Annotated in this window: 16 protein-coding genes; 4 read left to right on the forward strand and 12 right to left on the reverse strand. The window is 59.6% G+C overall.

Annotation, left to right across the window (positions count from 1 at the left end):
- Nucleotides 1-85: 85 nt before the first annotated feature.
- Nucleotides 86-439 (forward strand): carboxymuconolactone decarboxylase family protein, encoded by a 354-nt coding sequence (locus HX855_RS17275; RefSeq protein ID WP_010167834.1) that lies wholly within the window; start codon nucleotides 86-88, stop codon nucleotides 437-439.
- Here HX855_RS17275 and HX855_RS17280 read toward each other — a convergent pair.
- Nucleotides 417-1,382, reverse strand: a complete 966-nt coding sequence (locus tag HX855_RS17280) for a GlxA family transcriptional regulator (RefSeq protein WP_177086756.1) — start codon at nucleotides 1,380-1,382, stop codon at nucleotides 417-419. The two genes, HX855_RS17275 and HX855_RS17280, sit on opposite strands and share 23 nt — an antisense overlap.
- Nucleotides 1,383-1,650: 268 nt before the next feature.
- On the opposite strand from HX855_RS17280, the gene HX855_RS17285 reads away from it, so the two are divergent.
- Nucleotides 1,651-2,292 carry an HD domain-containing protein gene (locus HX855_RS17285; protein ID WP_010167840.1) on the forward strand — a complete coding sequence of 214 codons (642 nt, stop codon included), beginning with the start codon at nucleotides 1,651-1,653 and terminating at the stop codon, nucleotides 2,290-2,292.
- Between the two features lie 142 nt (nucleotides 2,293-2,434).
- Here HX855_RS17285 and HX855_RS17290 read toward each other — a convergent pair whose 3' ends face one another.
- The 8 genes from HX855_RS17290 to HX855_RS17325 all read right to left on the reverse strand — a co-directional run bounded on the left by HX855_RS17290 (nucleotide 2,435) and on the right by HX855_RS17325 (nucleotide 11,681).
- Nucleotides 2,435-3,322: an ABC transporter permease subunit gene (locus HX855_RS17290; protein WP_177086753.1), complete on the reverse strand. Its 888-nt coding sequence runs from the start codon at nucleotides 3,320-3,322 to the stop codon at nucleotides 2,435-2,437.
- Complete coding sequence (locus HX855_RS17295; protein ID WP_177086751.1) at nucleotides 3,319-4,239, reverse strand: ABC transporter permease subunit; 921 nt, start codon at nucleotides 4,237-4,239, stop codon at nucleotides 3,319-3,321. Before HX855_RS17295 ends, HX855_RS17290 begins: the two co-directional genes overlap by 4 nt.
- Entirely contained in the window at nucleotides 4,236-5,378 is a 1,143-nt protein-coding gene (locus HX855_RS17300) for an ABC transporter ATP-binding protein (RefSeq protein ID WP_177086749.1), read from the reverse strand. The genes HX855_RS17295 and HX855_RS17300 overlap by 4 nt, the downstream gene beginning before the upstream one ends.
- 75 nt (nucleotides 5,379-5,453) lie before the next feature.
- On the reverse strand, nucleotides 5,454-6,548 hold the full coding sequence (locus tag HX855_RS17305; protein WP_177086746.1) for a polyamine ABC transporter substrate-binding protein: 1,095 nt from the start codon (nucleotides 6,546-6,548) through the stop codon (nucleotides 5,454-5,456).
- A 240-nt stretch (nucleotides 6,549-6,788) separates the two neighbouring features.
- Nucleotides 6,789-7,883, reverse strand: coding sequence for a polyamine ABC transporter substrate-binding protein (locus tag HX855_RS17310; RefSeq protein ID WP_177087119.1), 1,095 nt, complete (start codon nucleotides 7,881-7,883; stop codon nucleotides 6,789-6,791).
- Nucleotides 7,884-8,080: 197 nt separating this feature from the next.
- Nucleotides 8,081-9,445, reverse strand: a complete 1,365-nt coding sequence (locus tag HX855_RS17315) for an aspartate aminotransferase family protein (protein ID WP_177086744.1) — start codon at nucleotides 9,443-9,445, stop codon at nucleotides 8,081-8,083.
- A 58-nt stretch (nucleotides 9,446-9,503) separates the two neighbouring features.
- On the reverse strand, nucleotides 9,504-10,862 hold the full coding sequence (locus HX855_RS17320) for a glutamine synthetase family protein (protein ID WP_177086741.1): 1,359 nt from the start codon (nucleotides 10,860-10,862) through the stop codon (nucleotides 9,504-9,506).
- 39 nt (nucleotides 10,863-10,901) lie between these two features.
- Nucleotides 10,902-11,681 carry a gamma-glutamyl-gamma-aminobutyrate hydrolase family protein gene (locus tag HX855_RS17325; protein ID WP_177086739.1) on the reverse strand — a complete coding sequence of 260 codons (780 nt, stop codon included), beginning with the start codon at nucleotides 11,679-11,681 and terminating at the stop codon, nucleotides 10,902-10,904.
- A 278-nt stretch (nucleotides 11,682-11,959) separates the two neighbouring features.
- Between HX855_RS17325 and HX855_RS17330 the strand changes: the two genes are divergently transcribed.
- A complete protein-coding gene (locus tag HX855_RS17330) occupies nucleotides 11,960-13,336 on the forward strand; it encodes a glutamine synthetase family protein (RefSeq protein ID WP_003213894.1) in 1,377 nt (458 codons plus the stop codon).
- Between the two features lie 220 nt (nucleotides 13,337-13,556).
- Nucleotides 13,557-14,195: a TetR/AcrR family transcriptional regulator gene (locus HX855_RS17335; RefSeq protein ID WP_177086737.1), complete on the forward strand. Its 639-nt coding sequence runs from the start codon at nucleotides 13,557-13,559 to the stop codon at nucleotides 14,193-14,195.
- 117 nt (nucleotides 14,196-14,312) lie between these two features.
- On the opposite strand, the gene HX855_RS17340 is transcribed toward HX855_RS17335, so the two are convergent.
- The 3 genes from HX855_RS17340 to ssuC are packed head-to-tail and all read right to left on the reverse strand — an operon-like array spanning nucleotide 14,313 to nucleotide 16,149.
- A complete protein-coding gene (locus HX855_RS17340; protein WP_003213899.1) occupies nucleotides 14,313-14,528 on the reverse strand; it encodes a molybdopterin-binding protein in 216 nt (71 codons plus the stop codon).
- A gap of 29 nt (nucleotides 14,529-14,557) precedes the next feature.
- Entirely contained in the window at nucleotides 14,558-15,364 is an 807-nt protein-coding gene (ssuB, locus tag HX855_RS17345; RefSeq protein ID WP_008438906.1) for an aliphatic sulfonates ABC transporter ATP-binding protein, read from the reverse strand.
- Complete coding sequence (ssuC, locus tag HX855_RS17350) at nucleotides 15,361-16,149, reverse strand: aliphatic sulfonate ABC transporter permease SsuC (RefSeq protein ID WP_177086735.1); 789 nt, start codon at nucleotides 16,147-16,149, stop codon at nucleotides 15,361-15,363. The genes ssuB and ssuC overlap by 4 nt, the downstream gene beginning before the upstream one ends.
- Nucleotide 16,150: the final 1 nt, after the last annotated feature.

Raw genomic sequence — 16,150 nt, forward strand, 5'->3', positions numbered from 1 at the left:
CAAAAAGGTGAGTGGATCGAACAAAAGTGCCAAACCTGAACCGCGCACACTCGCTTCACACCCAACCTGTTCAGGAGTTAACGCAATGTTCAATAACTGGTCCGACTTGCTGCCTACCGTGAAAAAAGCCTTTGGCGCACTGGGCAAGAGCAACCCGAAGATGGTCAAAGCCTACATGGCGCTGGGGGAAGCTGCCGAGGAAAACAACGTCCTCGATGCCAAGACCCGTGAGCTGATTTCCATCGCCGTGGCCATCACCACCCGCTGCGACGGTTGCATCGGCGTGCATGCCGACGCGGCGATCAAGGCCGGCGCCACCCGCGAAGAAGTGGCCGCGACGCTCGCTACCGCGATTTCGCTGAACGCCGGCGCGGCGTACATCTACTCGCTGCGCGCCCTGGAAGCCTACGACACGCTCACACCGGCGCCGCAAAGTTAAGCCGGAACTGTTGCGGCGTCACGCCCAGCCGGCGATTGAACACACTGCGCATGTGCTGGGCATCGCGAAAGCCACACTGGTAAGCCACGGTCTTGAGCGGTGCGTGGGTGCTTTCCAGCATCACGCGCGCCGCGTCCACCCGCGCCCGCTCGACGAATTCCGCCGGGGTGATCCGGGCTTCCCGGGCGAATACCCGGGAGAAGTTGCGCGCGCTCATGTTCGCCGCCTTGGCCAGATCAGCGATGGTCAAGTCCCCCGTCAGGTTTGCCAATACATACAACTGCACCAGCGCCACCGCCGAGGTGGCTTCGGCGTGGGGGGTCAGAAACGGGCTGAACTGCGACTGCCCACCGGACCGCTGGGTAAACACCACCAGACGCTTGGCCACGCTGAGGGCGACTTCCGGGCCGTGATCCTGGGCCAGCAGGTACAACGACAGGTCGATGCCCGCCGTCACCCCGGCGGAGGTGTAGAGATCGCCGTCCTGTACGTAGAGGCGGTCGGCTTCCACTTGGGCCGACGGGCACAAACTGGCCAGGTCGGCGGCGTCGCCCCAATGGGTGGTGACGGTGCGCCCGTCCAGCAAACCGGCGCGGGCGAGCAGGAAGGCGCCATTGCAGATGGAGCCGAAACGCTGGGCCCGCGCACTGGCGTCCCGCAGCCACTGGTTGAACACCGGGCCGAAATCCTCAAAGGGCAACTGCGGCCCGCCGGCCATCAGCAGCAAATCGTAAGGCTCGACGGCTTCGCTGAAATGCCGGTGAGCCAGCAACGACAGGCCGTTGGAACACGCCATGTTGCCGTGGCCCAGGCCAATCACCTCCAGTTGGTAATGCGCCTCGGGCGGCAGAAAACGGTTAGCCTCGCAGAACACATCCAGGGGTCCGGTCACGTCCAGTGACTGGACGCCGGGGAAGATCAGGATGGCAACGGTTTTACCCATGGGCAGGAACACCTTTTTCTAACTGAATAAATGCAAAACCCCTGTGGGAGCTGGCTTGCCTGCGATACAGGCGACTCGGTCCATCAGGTATACCGAGGTGATGCTATCGCAGGCAAGCCAGCTCCTACAGTTGATCGCGTATGGCCTTGGCGCGATATCACGGCACATTGGCCGGGATCGCACCCTCGCCGCGGTGGCCGCCTCGCGGGCGCGGGACCAGACTGGACTCATCGGCGCCCACCCCGGCGCTTTCTTGAGGAGAACGACCATGAGCACCACCATCGCCGGCATCAAGATCCCGGACAGCGCCCTGGCCAAGGCCACCACCGAATACATCCGCGACATCGAATCCGACCTGCTGTACCACCACTCCCGCCGGGTGTTCCTGTTCGGCGCCCTGAGCGGTGAGCGCCAGCAGTTGGCCTATAACCCGGAGCTGCTGTACGTCGGTGCCATGTTCCACGACCTGGGCCTGGTGGAAGGCCACCGCAGTGACGACGAACGTTTTGAAGTGGACGGCGCCAACGCAGCGGCGGATTTCCTCAAGCCTTACGGGTTGAGCGATGACGACATCGAGCAGGTGTGGCTGTCGATTGCCCTGCACACCACGCCGGGCGTGCCCAAGCATCTGCGTCCGACCGTGGCGCTGGTGACTGCGGGCGTGGAAATGGACGTGCTGGGCATGGAATACGCGGCATTCAGCAGCGTACAGCGCGAGGCAGTGGTGCATGCGCATCCACGGGGTGAAGGGTTCAAGGAATGCATCATCTGCGCGTTTGCCGACGGCTTGCGCCATCGCCCGCAGACCACGTTTGGCAACGTGAAGACCGATGTGCTGGTGGATCAGGAACCGGGGTTCAAGCCGATGAACTTTGTCGAGGTGATTCGCAAGTCGCCTTGGGTGGCCTGAAACACACCCTTATAAACACCACAAAACTACTGTGGGAGCTGGCTTGCCTGCGATGGCGGTGTGACAGTCGACTAATTTGTTGACTGATACACCGCTATCGCAGGCAAGCCAGCTCCCACATTTTTTAAGCCAGCTCCGTCAGTTAGACCGGTGCCGGTGCGCGACGCGAATCCGCCGGCTTTTCCCAACCATCCGCAGCCGCTTCTTCAATCGCCTGCTGGATCGCTTTCTTGCGAATCTCTTCGGCACGACGGCTGAAGAACCACACCAGGAATGTCACGATCGACACCGCCAACAGGATCAGGCTGGCCACGGCGTTGATCTCGGGTTTAACCCCCAGACGCACCGCCGAGAACACTTCCATCGGCAACGTGGTCGAACCCGGCCCCGACACAAAGCTGGCCAACACCAGGTCATCCAGGGACAACGCGAACGACATCATGCCGCCCGCCGCCAGCGACGGCGCGATCATCGGGATGGTGATCAGGAAGAACACCTTCCACGGCCGCGCGCCCAGGTCCATTGCCGCCTCTTCGATCGACAGGTCCAGCTCTCGCAAGCGCGCCGAGACCACCACCGCCACATACGCCGAACAGAACGTGGTGTGGGCGATCCAGATGGTCACCAGCCCGCGTTCCTGGGGCCAACCGATCATCTGCGCCATGGCCACGAACAGCAGCAACAACGACAGACCGGTGATCACTTCCGGCATCACCAGCGGCGCGGTCACCAGGCCGCCGAACAACGTGCGGCCCTTGAACTGGCTGATACGCGTCAGCACAAACGCCGCCAACGTACCGAGTGCCACCGCCGCAATCGCCGTGTAGCAGGCAATTTCCAGGGAGCGGCCCACCGAGCCCATCAACTGGGTGTTGTCCAGCAGGCCCACGTACCACTTCACCGACCAACCGCCCCACACCGTCACCAATTTGGATTCGTTGAACGAGTAGATCACCAGGATCAGCATCGGCAGGTAGATAAACAACAACCCCGCCACCAGCATGAAGCTTGAGAAACTGACGCGCTTCATATCTTGCCCTCCATCTCTTTGGCTTGGCTGCGGTTGAACAGGATGATCGGCACGATCAGGATCGCCAGCATCACCACCGCCAGGGCAGACGCCACCGGCCAGTCACGGTTGTTGAAGAACTCTTGCCACAACACTTTACCGATCATCAGGGTTTCCGGGCCGCCCAGCAGTTCCGGGATCACAAACTCGCCCACCACCGGGATAAACACCAGCATGCAGCCGGCGATGATGCCGTTCTTGGACAGTGGCACGGTGATCTTCCAGAAGCTGTTGAAGGTGCTCGAACCCAGGTCCGATGCGGCTTCCAGCAGGCTCTGATCGTGCTTCACCAGGTTCGCGTACAGCGGCAGGATCATGAACGGCAGGTAGGAATAGACCACGCCGATGTACACCGCGATGTTGGTGTTGAGGATCTGCAGCGGTTCGTTGATCAACCCGATGGACATCAGGAAGCCATTGAGCAAACCGTTGTTGCTGAGGATGCCCATCCACGCATACACGCGGATCAGGATCGCGGTCCACGTCGGCATCATGATCAGCAGCACCAGCACGGTCTGGCTTTCCTTGCGTGCGCAGGCAATGGCATAGGCCATCGGGTAGCCAATCAGCAGGCACAACAGCGTGCTGAAAAACGCCATTTTCAGCGAGCCCAGGTACGCCGCGATGTATAAGTCGTCGCCTGCCAGCAGGCTGTAGTTGGCCAGGTTGAGCACCAACTGCAGTTTCTGTTCAACGAAGGTGTAGATCTCGGTATACGGCGGGATCGCCACGTCGGCTTCGGCAAAGCTGATCTTCAAGACGATGAAGAACGGCAGCATGAAGAACAGGAACAGCCAGAGGAAAGGGATCCCGATGACCACATGCCGGCCACCGGGGGTTATTCGTTGCAGCTGGCGTTTGAGCTTCTTCATGTTCATGAGCGAAGTACCACGCCGCTGTCGTCTTCCCACCACACGTACACCTGGTCACCCCAGGTTGGACGCTGGCCACGGCGTTCGGCGTTGGCCACGAAGGATTGCACCAGCTTGCCGCTCGGCAACTCGACGTAGAACACCGAGTGGCCGCCGAGGTAGGCGATGTCGTGAACCTTGCCGCTGGACCAGTTGTATTCGCAGGTCGGCATGTCCGCGGTCACCAGCAGCTTTTCCGGACGGATCGCGTAGGTGACCGACTTGTCCTGCACCGAAGTGCTGATGCCGTGGCCGACGTAGATGTTGCGGTCGAGGTCTTTGCAGGTGATGGTCGCGTGGCCTTCGGCGTCGTCGATCACTTCACCTTCGAAGATGTTGACGTTGCCGATGAACTCGCACACCAGGCGGCTGGTAGGCGTTTCATAGATATCGATCGGGCTGCCGATCTGGGCGATCCAGCCCAGGTGCATGATCGCGATGCGCTCGGCCATGGTCATGGCCTCTTCCTGGTCGTGGGTCACCATCACGCAGGTCACCCCTACGCGTTCGATGATCTCCACCAGTTCCAACTGCATCTGCGAACGCAGCTTCTTGTCCAGGGCGCCCATCGGCTCATCGAGCAACAGCAATTTCGGGCGCTTGGCCAGGGAACGCGCCAATGCCACCCGCTGGCGTTGACCGCCAGACAGCTGGTGCGGCTTGCGCTTGGCGTACTGGCTCATCTGTACCAGCTTGAGCATCTCGGCCACTCGGGCGTCGACTTCCGACTTGGGAATCTTGTCCTGTTGCAGGCCAAACGCGATGTTCTGGGCCACGGTCATGTGGGGGAACAAGGCGTAGGACTGAAACATCATGTTGATCGGCCGCTCGTACGGCGGCATGTCGGTGATGTCCACACCGTCGAGGTAAATGCGTCCTTCCGTTGGGCGCTCGAAGCCTGCGAGCATGCGCAGCAAGGTGGATTTACCCGAACCCGATCCGCCGAGCAAGGCGAAGATCTCGCCTTTCTTGATTTCCAGGGACACATCGTCCACGGCAATCGTCTCGTCGAATTTCTTCGTGACCCGGTCGATTTTGACCAGCACCTGTTTCGGTGTCTGGTCGCCCTCGAGGGCTTTCTTATAGGCGCCGGAGGCAACTGCCATTTACGAAACTCCCAGAATAAAAAGAGTGCAGCTCACCCAATGTGGGCAAGCCCAGGATAGTTTGAGCGTTAAGCCTTACTTGCCCGTCTTGACCTTGGTCCAGCTACGGGTCATCAAGCGTTGCACTTTCGGGGGTAGCTCGAAGTTGACAAAAGTCCGGTCGAGAACCGCCTGCGGTGGGTAAACCGCTTCGTCGGTGCGTATCGATTGCTCCATCAGTTTGTCCGCCCCTGGGTTAGGGTTGGCGTAACCGACGTAATCACTGACCTGAGCGATCACCTCAGGTTTCAGCAAATAGTTGATGAAGGCGAGGGCCTCTTTGACGTTGCTGGCATCCTTGGGAATGGCCAGCACGTCAAACCAGAGGTTGCCGCCTTCTTTGGGAATCACATAGGCGATGTTCACGCCTTTGCCCGCCTCGGCCGCACGGGCCTTGGCCTGGAACACATCACCGGAGAAGCCGGCCGCCACGCAGATATTGCCGTTGGCCAGGTCGGAGATGTATTTGGAAGAATGGAAGTAGGTCACGTAAGGACGCACTTTCAGGAGTTTCTCTTCAGCCTTCTTATAGTCTTCAGGGTTGGTGCTGTTGGGATTGAGGCCCATGTAGTTGAGGACCGCCGGCAGCATTTCATCCGCCGAGTCCATGAACGACACGCCGCAACTCGCCAGCTTTTTCATGTTTTCCGGCTCGAACAGCACGGCCCAGGAATCGATCTTGTCGATGCCCAGCACTTCTTTGACTTTATCGACGTTGTAACCAATGCCGTTGGTGCCCCACAGGTACGGCACGGCGTACTGATTACCCGGGTCGTTCTTTTCCAGACGCTTGAGCAGCGCCGGGTCGAGGTTGGCATAGTTGGTCAGTTGCGACTTGTCGAGCTTCTGGAACGCCCCGGCCTTGATCTGCTTGCCGAGGAAGTGGTTGGACGGCACGACCACGTCATACCCGGTACGCCCGGCCAGCAACTTGCCTTCCAGGGTTTCGTTGGAATCAAACACGTCGTAGACCGGCTTGATACCGGTGGCCTTTTCAAAGTTGGCCAGGGTGTCGGGGCCGATGTAGTCCGACCAGTTATAAATATGCACCGTCGGTGCGGCCTGCACGCTGACCGCCAGCGTGATACCTGCACCCACGAGCATGGCTTTGCGAAATAAAGAAATTGGCAAGTGGAGGTCCTCTTAAATAGTTGGGCCCAAAGTTGTTGCCCGGCAACAAAACCGGCGCGCAACTTACCCTCGATAAACCGATCCGGCAAAACTTTCTGTCATTTAATGGGTGGGAGCGGGTTATGTGGGAGCGGGCGTGCTCACGAAAGCGACGTGTCAGCCAGCCTATGTATCAACTGATACACCGTTTTCGCGAGCAAGCCCGCTCCCACACATGCCCTCTCCCACAGATCTTAAGGCTTACTTGCCCGATTTGATCTTGGTCCAGCTGCGGGTCATTTCCCGCTGAGTAGCCGCCGGCAAGTCAGCAATGGCATACAACTTGGCTTGTACGTCCGCTGGCGGATAAATGCCTGGGTCGCTGGTGATGTCCTTGTCGACCAATGCAGTGGCTTTCTCGTTACCGTTCGGGAAACGCACGCTGTTGGTAATGCTCGCCATGACTTCCGGCTTGAGCAGGTAGTTCATGAACTTGTAGGCGGCGTCGACGTTTTCGGCATCTTTAGGGATGGCGACCATGTCATAGAAGCTGCCGGCACCTTCTTTCGGAATGTCGTAAGCAACCTTGACCTTGCCACCGGCTTCAGCCGCACGGGACTTGGCCTGTTGCACGTCACCCGAGTAACCCACGGCGACGCAGATGTTGCCGTTGGCCAGGTCGGAAATGTACTTGGACGAGTGGAAGTAACCGATCGAAGGACGCAACTTGAGGAACAGGGCCTCGGCTTGCTTGAGGTCTTCTTTCTTCTGGGTGTCGGTCGGCAGGCCCAGGTAATGCAGTGCCACCGGCAGCATTTCGGTTGGCGAATCGAGGAAGCTCACACCGCAGCCCTTCAGCTTGGCAAGGTTTTCCGGCTTGAGGATGGTGTCCCACGAATCGATCTTGTCGATGCCCAGTGCGGCCTTGACCTTCTCCGGGTTGTAGCCGATGCCGATCGAGCCCCACATGTACGGGAAGGCGTGCTTGTTGTCCGGGTCGCTGACGGACACGGCTTTAAGCAGCGACTTGTTCAGGTTGCCGTAGTTCGACAACTTGGACTTGTCCAGTTCCTGGTAAACGCCGGCCTTGATCTGCTTGGCAAGGAAGTTGTTCGACGGCACCACGATGTCGTAACCGGACTTGCCGGCCAGCAACTTGGCTTCCAGGGTTTCGTTGGAGTCGAACACGTCGTACACCACTTTAATGCCCGACTCTTTTTCAAAGTTGGCGATGGTGTCCGGTGCGATGTAGTCGGACCAGTTGTAAACGTGCAGCACTTTATCGTCTGCGTGTGCCGCGCCCGCCATTGCGCCCATCAGGGACAAGGCGAGGAGGGTCTTGCCAGCGTTCTTCAAACCTAATGCCTTCATTTGGTGATGCTCCAATTTTTTCTTTTTTGGGCCACGTTCTTTACGTCGTCTCACGGCCCTTCCAAAGGGCAACAAAACAGGGCGACAGTCTGGCAAGTTCAGGGGCCGGCTTTCAACCAAAGCCCCGTTTTAATCACTGCCCGGACGCAGCGCCCGAAGCCGCTGCGCACTGAGCCTAGCACTTAGCCCTGCAAAGCCGCCAAAGTCAGGTCCAGGCAATGCCGCGCCTTGGTCACCAACTCGTCTACCTCGGCCTTGCTGATCACCAGCGGTGGCGAAATGATCATGGTGTCGCCCACGGCGCGCATGATCAGGCCATTCTCGAAGCAGAACGTACGGCAGATCATGCCGGCGCCCTTACCTTCATAACGCTTGCGCGTGGCCTTGTCCTGCACCAGCTCAATCGCACCGAGCATGCCCACACCGCGAACTTCACCCACCAACGGGTGATCAGCCAGCTCCCTCAGACGCTTTTGCAAATAGGGTGCCGTTTCGTCGTGAACACGCTTAACAATTTGTTCATCGCGCATGATGCGGATGTTTTCCAGGGCCACCGCCGCCGCCACCGGGTGACCGGAATAGGTGAAGCCGTGGTTGAAATCACCGCCTTCGTTGAGCACGGCGACCACCTCATCCCGCACGATCAGGCCACCCATCGGGATGTAGCCCGAGGTCAGGCCCTTGGCGATGGTCATCATGTCGGGCTTGAGGTCGTAGAAATCGCTGCCGAACCACTCACCGGTACGGCCAAAGCCGCAGATCACTTCGTCGGCGACGAACAGGATGTCGTACTTGGCGAGGATTTCCTTGATGCGCGGCCAGTAGCTGGCGGGCGGAACGATCACGCCACCGGCACCCTGGATCGGCTCGGCAATAAAGGCACCGACGTTGTCCACGCCCAGTTCCAGGATCTTCTCTTCCAACTGGTTGGCCGCCCACACGCCGAATTCTTCCGGGCTCATGTCGCCGCCTTCGCCAAACCAGTACGGCTGGGCGATGTGGACGATGCCCGGGATCGGCAAGTCGCCCTGTTCATGCATATAGGTCATGCCGCCCAGGCTGGCGCCGGCCACGGTGGAGCCGTGGTAGCCATTCTTGCGGCTGATGATGGTTTTCTTGTTCGGCTGGCCCTTGATCGCCCAGTAGTGGCGGACCATACGCAGCATGGTGTCGTTGCCTTCGGAGCCCGAACCGGTGAAAAACACGTGGTTCATGCCTTGTGGCGCGATATCGGAGATGGCTTTGGCCAGTTCCAGCACCGGCGGGTGGGCGGTCTGGAAGAACAGGTTGTAGTAAGGCAGTTCTTTCATCTGTTTGGCGGCGGCGTCAGCCAGTTCATCACGACCGTAACCGATCGCTACGCACCACAGGCCGGCCATGCCGTCGAGAATCTTGTTGCCTTCGCTGTCCCACAGGTAAACGCCGTGGGCTTTGGTGATGATCCGTGGGCCTTTCTCTTTCAATTGCTTGAAGTCGCTGAACGGCGCCAGGTGGTGATCGCTGCTCAAGGCTTGCCATTCACGGGTTTGCGGGTTGTTGCTGGACATACCAATCTCCTAGATGTTTCAGGTGAGGACGCGCCGTTTGAAGGGCGCGCCCGGCGCATCAGACGGCGAAGAGCAGGAATTCCCGCTCCCACGAACTGATCACGCGCTTGAAGTTTTCATGCTCGGCCCGCTTGACCGCGACGTAGCCTGTGATGAATTTTTGACCCAGGTATTTCTCGATGGTCTTGCTGTTTTCCATGCGTTCCAGGGCGTCTTCGATGGTCAGCGGCAGGCGCAGGTTGCGTCGCTCGTAACCACGGCCCACCACCGGCGCGCTCGGGCTGATGCCTTCAACCATGCCGATGTAGCCACACAGCAAGCTGGCGGCAATTGCCAGGTACGGGTTGGCATCGGCGCCCGGCAGGCGGTTTTCCACCCGGCGGTTTTGTGGGCCGGCGTCTGGAACCCGCAGGCCAACGGTGCGGTTTTCTTCGCCCCACTCCACGTTGACTGGCGCCGAGGTGTCGGGCAGGAAGCGGCGGAACGAGTTGACGTTGGGCGCGAACAGCGGCAACAGCTCGGGGATGAATTTCTGCAGGCCGCCAATGTGATGCAGGAACAGCTCGCTCTTGGTCCCGTCTTCATTGGAGAAGACGTTCTTGCCGGTGGCGATGTCGATGATGCTCTGGTGCAGGTGCATCGCGCTGCCGGGCTCGCCAGTCATGGGCTTGGCCATAAAGGTGGCCGCCACGTCGTGCTTGAGCGCCGCCTCGCGCATGGTGCGCTTGAACACCAAAATCTGGTCGGCCAGGGACAGTGCGTCGCCGTGACGGAAGTTGATTTCCATCTGCGCCGTGCCGTCTTCGTGGATCAGGGTGTCGAGGTCCAGTTCCTGCAGCTCGCACCAGTCGTAGACGTCTTCGAACAACGGGTCGAATTCGTTGGCCGCTTCTATAGAGAAGGACTGGCGACCGGTTTCCGGGCGGCCGGAACGGCCAATCGGCGGTTGCAGGGGGAAGTCCGGGTCTTCGCAGCGCTTGGTCAGGTAGAACTCCATCTCCGGCGCCACGATGGGCTGCCAGCCTTTATCGGCGTAGAGCTTGAGGACTTTCTTGAGCACGTTGCGCGGCGACAGCTCGATCGGGTTGCCTTGCTTGTCGTAGGTGTCGTGGATCACCTGGGCGGTAGGTTCTATGGCCCAGGGCACCAGGAACACCGCGTTCTCGTCCGGGCGGCAGATCATGTCGATGTCGGCCGGGTCGAGCAATTCGTAATAGATGTCGTCTTCGACATAGTCGCCGGTCACGGTCTGCAACAGAACGCTCTCGGGCAGGCGCATGCCTTTTTCGGCGATGAACTTGTTGGTCGGCGAGATCTTGCCCCGGGTGATGCCGGTGAGGTCGCCAATCATGCATTCGACTTCTGTGATCTTGTGGTCTTTCAACCAATCGGTGAGCTGGTCGAGGTTGTTACTCATAAATGCCTCTGGGCTGTGTTTCCTGACATCCATTAAAGGTCAGGCGTAAGTTGACGCAGCATCCGCGTCGCGTTGCATCACCCGCTTTCGACAGGCATTGCCAAATGCCTGGAAGATCGCGAGGTAGTGCGGGTTAGAGCTTACCTGCCATTCGGGGTGCCATTGCACTCCTAAAGCAAAAGCCTTGCCCGCGGGGATCGAAAAGCCTTCGATCAAGCCGTCCGGCGCGGTGGCCTCGACCTGCAAACCGGGCGCCAGGCGGTCGATGCCCTGGGAATGAATCGAGTTGACCTGGATCGTGTGTGGCAAACCCAGGCTTGCCAATACCCCATTCGGGGAGATGGCCACTGGGTGCGCCGGGCCATACTGGATGTCCAGCGGCTGGGTGTCGTCTTCGCGGTGATCCATCATGCCCGGCACTTCGTGAACCTTCTGGTGCAGGCTGCCGCCAAACGCTACGTTCATTTCCTGGAAGCCACGGCAAATCCCCAGCACCGGAACGCCCGCTGCGACGGCGGCGCGCAGCAGCGGCAAGGTGGTTTGGTCCCGTGCAGAATCATGAGCAGTCCCGGGCGCGCTGGCCGGACCGTCGTAGTGAAAGGGTTCGATGTTGGAAGGTGAGCCGGTAAAAAGAATGCCGTCCAGGCCGTCAAGAATATTGGCCGGGTCGAGCAGATCCGCCAGGGACGGAATAATCAATGGCAAGCCCTTGGCAGCGGTGGCCACTGCACGGACGTATTTGTCGCCACTGATGTGATAAGCATGCAGACCTACCTGTTTGGAGCAGGCGGTGACGCCGATTAACGGCAGGCGAGACATGAAGCACCCCGGTATTATTGCTGTTATGGGTTTGAATCGAGCTTAGCCTTGTTCATTTTTTTACACAACACCCCCGTAAAAAATACAACACGGCCCGCTCAAACGTGCTGGTTCCAAGAGCACCAAACCCAAAAAATCGCCCCAAAAAGCCCCAAAAAAGCCCTCAAGGCGCTTTTTTAGGGCAAAAAAGGCCTCGCTTGACTTCGGGATGCCGTTCGGGTTGACTGAAACCCGAAGAGATCAATGATTGATATTTTTAACAACAAAGGTGTTGCATCATGTCGGTACCCCCGCGTGCCGTTCAGCTTAACGAAGCGAACGCGTTCCTTAAGGATCATCCTGAGGTTCTGTACGTAGACCTTCTAATTGCGGATATGAATGGTGTGGTGCGCGGCAAGCGCATCGAACGCACCAGCCTCCACAAGGTTTACGAGAAGGGCATTAACCTGCCTGCCTCTCTATTTGCCCTGGATATCAACGGCTCAACGGTGGAAAGCACCGGCCTGGGTCTGGACATCGGTGATGCTGACCGAATCTGTTATCCAATCCCCGACACCCTGTGCAATGAACCGTGGCAAAAGCGCCCAACCGCGCAATTGCTGATGACCATGCACGAACTCGAAGGTGAACCTTTCTTCGCCGATCCTCGCGAAGTCCTCCGCCAAGTTGTAAGCAAATTTGACGACCTCGGTCTGACCATCTGCGCCGCATTCGAGCTGGAGTTCTACCTGATTGACCAGGAGAACGTGAATGGCCGGCCACAACCGCCCCGCTCGCCGATCTCCGGCAAACGCCCGCACTCGACACAGGTCTACCTGATCGACGACCTCGACGAATACGTCGACTGCCTCCAGGACATTCTGGAAGGTGCAAAAGAGCAAGGCATCCCTGCCGACGCCATCGTCAAGGAAAGTGCCCCGGCGCAGTTCGAAGTGAACCTGCACCACGTTGCCGACCCTATAAAGGCCTGCGACTACGCGGTACTGCTCAAGCGTCTGATCAAGAACATCGCCTACGACCATGAGATGGACACCACCTTCATGGCCAAGCCTTACCCGGGCCAGGCAGGCAACGGCTTACACGTACACATTTCGATCCTGGACAAGGACGGCAAGAACATCTTTGCCAGCGAGGATCCCGAGCAGAACGCCGCATTGCGTCACGCGATCGGCGGTGTGCTGGAGACCCTACCCGCCCAAATGGCGTTCCTGTGCCCTAACGTCAACTCCTACCGTCGTTTTGGCGCACAGTTCTATGTGCCGAACTCGCCGTGCTGGGGCCTGGATAACCGCACCGTGGCGATTCGCGTACCGACCGGCTCGTCCGACGCCGTACGTATCGAACACCGTGTCGCCGGCGCCGACGCCAACCCTTACCTGCTGATGGCTTCCGTGCTGGCAGGCGTGCACCACGGCCTGACCAACAAGATCGAGCCTGGCGCACCGGTGGAAGGCAACAGCTACGAGCAGAACGAACAGAGCCTGCCGAACAACCTGCGTGATGCCCTGCGCGAGTTGGACGACAGCGAGGTGATGGCCAAGTACATCGATCCTAAATACATCGATATCTTCGTCGCCTGTAAGGAAAGTGAGCTGGAAGAGTTCGAACACTCCATCTCCGACCTTGAGTACAACTGGTACCTGCATACCGTGTAAGCGGTTGTCGCATTGAAAAAACGCCACAGGCTTTTGGTCTGTGGCGTTTTTTTATGCCTGCCTGTAGGAGCGAGCTTGCTCGCGAAAAACCTGAGCGCACCGCGTTGATTCAGGATGCCAGCGTCATCGTTAACGACCCTCGCGAGCAAGCTCGCTCCTACAAGGTATGGATCATGTTCGCGCTCTGCGTACAATGCCCGCTGCCCTGTAGGAGACTTCAATGAATCGCCCCGCCGCCCCTCGCAAACCCCGCGCCCGCAGCCAGGCCCGGATCGACGCGATCCTCGACGCCGCCCGCACGTTGCTGGCCGCCGAAGGTGTGGCCAGCCTGTCGATCTACAGCGTGGCCGAACGGGCGCAGATTCCGCCGTCATCGGTGTACCACTTCTTCGCCAGCGTGCCGGCCTTGCTCGAAGCGCTGACCGCCGACGTCCACGCCGCCTTTCGCGCGGCCATTCAAGCACCCATCGACCACAACTCACTCAGCCACTGGCGTGACCTGTCCTGCGTGGTCGAGCAGCGCATGCTCACCATCTACAGCAACGACGCCGCCGCCCGACAATTGATCCTGGCCCAGCACGGCCTGACCGAAGTGACACAGGCTGACCGCCAGCACGACCTGGAGCTGGGAAACCTGATGCATGAAGTGTTCAACCGGCATTTCGAGGTGCCGAGCCTGCCCGCCGATGTCGACGTGTTTGCCCTGGCCCTGGAGCTGAGCGACCGCGTCTACGCGCGCTCGGTGCACCAGCACGGGCAGATCACCCCGCGTATGGCCGAGGAAGGCATGCGGGTGTTTGATGCGTATGTGGGGCTTTATCTGCCGGCGTTCTTGCCCAAGCGGGTGGTCACTGCCTGATTGATGTGTTGCCCACAAAGGCCTTATCGCAGGCAAGCCAGCTCCCACATTTGACTGCGTTCACAGATCAAAATGTGGGAGCTGGCTTGCCTGCGATGGCGGTTTCAAGAACGCCGATCACAACTTGGCGATCGACACCTCGGTGGATTTGACGAAGGCAATCACTTCACTGCCAATCACCAGCTCCAGCTCTTTCACCGAACGGGTGGTGATCACCGAAGTGACGATGCCGGACGCGGTCTGTACGTCGATTTCCGACAGCACGTCGCCTTCGACGATTTCCTTGATAGTGCCTTTGAACTGGTTACGCACGTTGATGGCTTTAATAGTCATGGTCGTTCTTCCTGTGTAAGACAAGTGAGTTATTGCGCCCAACGCAATTGCGTAGGCAGCGGTGAAACAGGTTCGGGTTCCGGCGGAGTGCCGGGCAGCGACAACACACGGTTAAGCACTTCGGTTTCCAGCGCCGCCAGGCGGTGGGAGCCGCGTACCCGCGGCCGTGGGAGTTCCACGTGCAGGTCCAGGCCGATTTCGCCGTCTTCGATCAGGATCACCCGGTCGGCAATGGCCACGGCTTCGCTGACGTCGTGGGTCACCAGCAGCACGGTAAAGCCGTGCTTCTGCCAGAGGTTCTCGATCAGTTGCTGCATCTCGATGCGGGTCAGGGCATCCAGCGCCCCCAGCGGTTCGTCCAGCAGCAACAGGCGTGGTTGGTGAATCAAGGCGCGGGCCAGGGCCACGCGCTGCTTCTGGCCACCGGACAACGCCGCCGGCCACTCATTGGCGCGCTCGGCCAGGCCGACCGCTTCCAGCGCTTCCAACGCCTGTGGGCGCCAGTTGCCCTTGAGGCCCAGGCCCACGTTGTCGATGATCTTTTTCCACGGCAGCAGGCGCGCTTCCTGGAACATCAACCGCGTGTCTTCAATCGCTTCGCTCAGCGGCGCGGAACCGGCGAGCAATTCGCCGCCACTGGCTTTATCCAGGCCGGCCAGCAGGCGCAGCAAGGTACTTTTGCCGCAACCGCTACGGCCTACTACCGCAACGAATTGCCCCGCAGGAATGTGCAGGTCGATTTCCTTGAGCACTTCCCGCGCGCCGAACGCCTTGCGCAACTTGCGCACGGCCAGGGGAATGCCCCGCAGCAGACGTGGAGGTTGTTGAGCTGTCATGCCGCACCTCCTTTATTCGATTGATAGGCCGGGTGCCAGCGCAGCCAGACACGTTCCAGGCTACGGGCGGCCAGGTCTGCCAGCTTGCCGAGCACGGCGTACAGCACGATCGCCAGTACCACCACGTCGGTTTGCAGGAATTCCCGGGCGTTCATCGCCAGGTAGCCAATGCCGGAGCTGGCGGAGATGGTTTCCGCAACGATCAGCGTCAGCCACATAAAGCCCAGCGCAAAACGCACGCCGACCAGGATCGAAGGCAAGGCCCCCGGCAAAATCACCTGGCGAAACAGGCTGAAACCAGACAAGCCATAACTGCGGGCCATTTCCACCAGCGCCGGGTCGACGTTGCGGATGCCGTGGTAAGTGTTGAGGTAGATCGGAAACAGCGTGCCGAGGGCGACCAGGAAGATCTTCGCCGTCTCATCAATGCCGAACCACAGGATCACCAGCGGGATCAGCGCCAGGTGCGGCACGTTGCGGATCATCTGCACCGAACTGTCCAGCAGGCGTTCACCCCAGGTGGACAGGCCGGTGATAAAGCCCAGGGCCAGGCCAATGCCGCCGCCAATGACAAAACCCAGGCCCGCACGCCAGCCGCTGATGGCCAGGTGTGTCCAGATTTCGCCGCTGCGCACCAGGCTGACGCCCGCTTCGACCACCGCGCTGGGCGCCGGCAGAATGCGGGTCGACAACCAACCGGCCGACACCGAAAGCTGCCATACCGCCAGCAACAGAATCGGCAGCGCCCACGGCGCCAATCGATGACTTAATTTTTCAAGGTTCATG

The sequence above is a fragment of the Pseudomonas sp. IPO3778 genome (genome assembly GCF_013386825.1).
Taxonomy (GTDB): Bacteria; Pseudomonadota; Gammaproteobacteria; order Pseudomonadales; family Pseudomonadaceae; genus Aquipseudomonas.

Bases quoted from the DNA above. Each gene is read 5' to 3' on its own strand.
- HX855_RS17295 (WP_177086751.1), bottom strand. From the start codon at position 4,239: ATGAACATGAAGAAGCTCAAACGCCAGCTGCAACGAATAACCCCCGGT.
- HX855_RS17330 (WP_003213894.1), top strand. From the start codon at position 11,960: ATGTCGGTACCCCCGCGTGCCGTTCAGCTTAACGAAGCGAACGCGTTC.
- HX855_RS17275 (WP_010167834.1), top strand. From the start codon at position 86: ATGTTCAATAACTGGTCCGACTTGCTGCCTACCGTGAAAAAAGCCTTT.
- HX855_RS17290 (WP_177086753.1), bottom strand. From the start codon at position 3,322: ATGAAGCGCGTCAGTTTCTCAAGCTTCATGCTGGTGGCGGGGTTGTTG.
- HX855_RS17320 (WP_177086741.1), bottom strand. From the start codon at position 10,862: ATGAGTAACAACCTCGACCAGCTCACCGATTGGTTGAAAGACCACAAG.
- HX855_RS17315 (WP_177086744.1), bottom strand. From the start codon at position 9,445: ATGTCCAGCAACAACCCGCAAACCCGTGAATGGCAAGCCTTGAGCAGC.
- HX855_RS17325 (WP_177086739.1), bottom strand. From the start codon at position 11,681: ATGTCTCGCCTGCCGTTAATCGGCGTCACCGCCTGCTCCAAACAGGTA.
- HX855_RS17300 (WP_177086749.1), bottom strand. From the start codon at position 5,378: ATGGCAGTTGCCTCCGGCGCCTATAAGAAAGCCCTCGAGGGCGACCAG.
- HX855_RS17285 (WP_010167840.1), top strand. From the start codon at position 1,651: ATGAGCACCACCATCGCCGGCATCAAGATCCCGGACAGCGCCCTGGCC.
- HX855_RS17340 (WP_003213899.1), bottom strand. From the start codon at position 14,528: ATGACTATTAAAGCCATCAACGTGCGTAACCAGTTCAAAGGCACTATC.
- ssuC (WP_177086735.1), bottom strand. From the start codon at position 16,149: ATGAACCTTGAAAAATTAAGTCATCGATTGGCGCCGTGGGCGCTGCCG.
- ssuB (WP_008438906.1), bottom strand. From the start codon at position 15,364: ATGACAGCTCAACAACCTCCACGTCTGCTGCGGGGCATTCCCCTGGCC.
- HX855_RS17335 (WP_177086737.1), top strand. From the start codon at position 13,557: ATGAATCGCCCCGCCGCCCCTCGCAAACCCCGCGCCCGCAGCCAGGCC.
- HX855_RS17280 (WP_177086756.1), bottom strand. From the start codon at position 1,382: ATGGGTAAAACCGTTGCCATCCTGATCTTCCCCGGCGTCCAGTCACTG.